Annotated in this window: 3 protein-coding genes; all 3 read right to left on the bottom strand. The window is 60.4% G+C overall.

Annotated features, from left to right (window positions below; all coding sequences use genetic code 11):
* Positions 1-14: 14 nt before the first annotated feature.
* The gene (locus EH240_RS36545; protein ID WP_125007187.1) at positions 15-2,132 is read right to left on the bottom strand and encodes a recombinase family protein; all 2,118 of its coding nucleotides are present in this window, start codon (positions 2,130-2,132) and stop codon (positions 15-17) included.
* Between the two features lie 304 nt (positions 2,133-2,436).
* Entirely contained in the window at positions 2,437-2,901 is a 465-nt protein-coding gene (locus tag EH240_RS36540; protein WP_125007186.1) for a helix-turn-helix domain-containing protein, read from the bottom strand.
* A 118-nt stretch (positions 2,902-3,019) separates the two neighbouring features.
* The coding region (locus tag EH240_RS38405; protein WP_206075391.1) for a DUF5372 family protein at positions 3,020-3,407 on the bottom strand (388 nt) is incomplete at its 5' end.

The following is a 3,407-nucleotide window of genomic DNA, read 5'->3' as shown; positions in this document are numbered from 1 at the left end:
CGAACTAACTGGCTTCATACTACAGCCCTTTCCTTGAGATCGGAGCATTTTGAGGAGTTGAGTCGGCGGATGGCCTCTGCCCGATGGGCAAGCTGGTTCCATCGGCTGCACTGTTTGGCCGGGACGTGCGGTCCTGGCAGTTCATAGAGGCCGATATAACCGTTGTAGGCATGTCTTTTCACGATGCCGTACTTCGCCCATCTGACCAGGGTGCATTCGGTGATTCCAAGTTTTGCGCAGGCTTCTGCTTTTGTCAGCATTCCCCGCTCGCGCAGCCGGTCGTAGCGCGAGCGCAGACCATATTGCTTGACGAGATAGATGACGCGCAAGTCGCTGAACTGGGCGTCAGCCTTGCCGCGCCGCGCTGAGCCGCCGGGGCGGATTCCCCTTGCATTCAGGATGTCGGCGATTTCAGCGCAGATATGATCGTCGAGAAGCTTGTCGACCAATTCGACCACCTCGGGCCGGGTCTTTACCTGCTGTGCGGAGGTTTTCGGGTTCTGAGTGATCAATGTTTCGGTCTTTCCGCCTCTGAAGCGGATGTGCATCCGGGTCTCTCCCTCGGCCTGGAACTTGAGCAATGTGACGTCTTCGACGAGATAGGCGAGGAGCCGCTTGCGTTCTCGGTTCGGCAAGGTGGGGTCGCGCCAGACCGTTTTGAAGTCGGCCGTCATGGCGATCAATCGATCGCGGATTACATCGTCGAGTGTCGCTCGGTCTTGGCGCAGAGCACTCACTCTTTCTTCTCGTAGATCAGACAGCATGCGCAGTTTGTCGTTCCATTCGCGTTCAAGGGTGTCGGCGACCAGGCGGTTGTTCGGATCGACCAGCATAAACCGCCGCTGTGCAAGATCGGCATCGATTTGGGCGCGTTCGACGGCACGGAGCCGGAGTTTGTCCGCTTCGTCATAGCGCGCTTCGATCTCTTTTCGGATCTCCAGAGCTAACTCCACGGCGGCGGGCGTCATTTCCGCCGCGATCAGTTCACCGATCGCCGCGTCGACGGGCCAGCCTGCGATCGACTGGCAGTGCGGCTCACCCCGAGAGACGTAGGCCCGGCTGCAGACGTACCAAGTGTCCACCTGACCGCGCCGGGTGACGTAACGGGCCCTCATGTGACAGCCACACCGCCCGCATATGACGCGCCCCTGCAACAAAGCCGCGCCTTCGCGCGGTGGCGAGACGCGCGCGGTCTGGTAGCCTTGGCCATTGGCCTCAAGCGCCTTGAGGTTGTGCTGGAACTGCTCCCAGCTGATATAGCCGGGATGGGCGTCCGGGATGCATGCGAGCCATTCATTGGGCTCCCGCTTGCGGAACTGTTTCTTTCCGTCGACGGTTCTGCGGTAAAGACGCTGACCATAGGCATAGACGCCCGCGTAGCGAGGATTGTGCAGCGTGCGTAAGGCCGCCGATGTGGTCAGCGGTTGGAAGACCACCCGCTTGCTGTTGCGGAACCGGGATGGGAAGAGCAGACCTTCCCTGGCAAACGCCTTGACGGTCTGCGTAGCCGACCCGACCCGCGAGAACGTCTCGAAGAAGTGGGTGATCATCTCCCGGATCTGAGCGTCTGGATCAAAGACCACATCGCCAACCTCATTGTAGATGAAGCCGGTCGGAAGGGGACAGCGATATTCGCCGCGGCGTGCTTTGTTGAGAATGCCACCGCGCAACCGGGCTTTGATAACGTGCAACTCGGCCTCGCTCATCGTGCCCTTGAGGCCCAGCAGAAGCCGGTCATTGAAGTTGGCCGGGTCGTAGACGCCATCCTCGTCGAGGATGAGTGTGTCGGCCAAAGCGCAGATCTCCAGCAGTCGATGCCAGTCTGCATTGTTTCTGGCGAGGCGGGATACTTCCAGGCCCATGACGATCCCCGCGCGCCCCATGCCGACATCGGACACCAAGTGCTGGAAGCCTTCGCGCCACGACGCTGAAGCGCCGGATTCGCCCTGGTCGCTGTCGATGACGGTGACCTGGTCGTCGCGCCATCCAAGCCCGATCGCGCGACCACGAAGATCGTATTGACGCTTGGTGCTTTCGACGTTCTCCATGACCTGTCGCATCGATGACTGTCGTATGTAGAGGTAGGCGCTCCGCTCGAGATGATGCGATTGGACCTTGAGCTTTTCGTTCATGCTGTTCTCCGTTCAGGGGCCGCCATCACGATGGCGGCGAGCAAGTGGATGATTGTGCGTCGCTCGGACGTTTCGTCTGTGATCGGCAGCCTGGCGACAGGCGGCAAAGCCGCGGGTGGGGACCAGCCCGGCGTACGCAAGATCGCGCCAACCCAGGCCCACATGCCGCGATGCAGAAGGATGGTAAGACCGCTGCGTGCCTCCAGAGGAAGCGCGGCGCCAAGCGCGGCGGCGCGCAGTATTTCGTATCGCTCCGTGGCGCGGGACTGCATCGCGCAACGCAATTGCGCACCACCACTGATGGTTACGCCGTTTTTTTTACGCCGAGCGCACGCTCGATTGTTCTGGGGTGGACATCGAGGCCGAACTCTGTCCAGAGCCGGTTCGTCAGTTCGCGTGCCCGAATGGGCTCGCCTGGAACCACCTGGGCCCTGAGGAAGGCCAGCACTTCGCTCTGGATCTTGTGCGGGCCGTGCGGGCCGCGCTTCCTCGGTACCAGGCCGGCCAGACCCGCGTCCTCGAAGTCCGCTTTGGCCTGGTAGAAGGTCGGCCGGGAGACGCCATATTCGTCGGACACCTCCGTTACCGACATTTTGTCGACGGATACGCGCCGCAGCATCTCGTACTTCACCTGCACGATGTCGCGCGGATCGAAGAAGCCGTCCTCCCGGAACTTCTGATCGCCGATTTTTTCCGGGGCTGGATTGAGCGTGCCATCCTCGGCCAAGGCGCTGGCTTTCGATTGCCTGTGTTTGACGCTGCCCGACACCTGCGCCGCCCCCCGATGTCGACTCAATTGACGTAATTATAAATATGCCGCGTATGGTTAAATCGTCAAGCGTGTATCTGCCGACCAATCGCAGGTAGCCCCCGCTAATACGGCACATTCAGCGAAGCCCCCATGGATTTTGCGGCGTTATTTTCCTTACAGTATCGGCAGAATTTCCTTTACAATTTTGTGGCGTTGCGCATCTCCCTTGCGATATGAGGCGCTCTACGAGACCGCTGAGTTCCAGTAGGTCGGTGAGGCTGCACAGTGCGCGCCCGTTTCCCGCGATAACTTCAAGGCTGGGCACTACTGCATCGGTCCATTGCGGCGGAACAGAGCAAATCCGGCCATCGTCAAAGCGCAGCAGCAACAGCTTGCCCGCTCGGTTACCGCGCTTCCCAACGCAGGCACCGCGCTGCCCGGAATACGGATGAAAGGGGTGAGTCACCGTCACAAACTGCAACGGGGACGATGAACCGCCTGCATTTCCAAGTGAGTTACAAGCG

This window comes from Mesorhizobium tamadayense, assembly GCF_003863365.1.
GTDB classification, from domain to species: Bacteria; Pseudomonadota; Alphaproteobacteria; order Rhizobiales; family Rhizobiaceae; genus Mesorhizobium; species Mesorhizobium tamadayense.
The sequence above is the reverse complement of the archived record's forward strand: the minus strand, read 5'-3'. Positions and strand labels throughout refer to the sequence as shown.

Bases quoted from the DNA above. Each gene is read 5' to 3' on its own strand.
- EH240_RS36545 (WP_125007187.1), bottom strand. From the start codon at position 2,132: ATGAACGAAAAGCTCAAGGTCCAATCGCATCATCTCGAGCGGAGCGCC.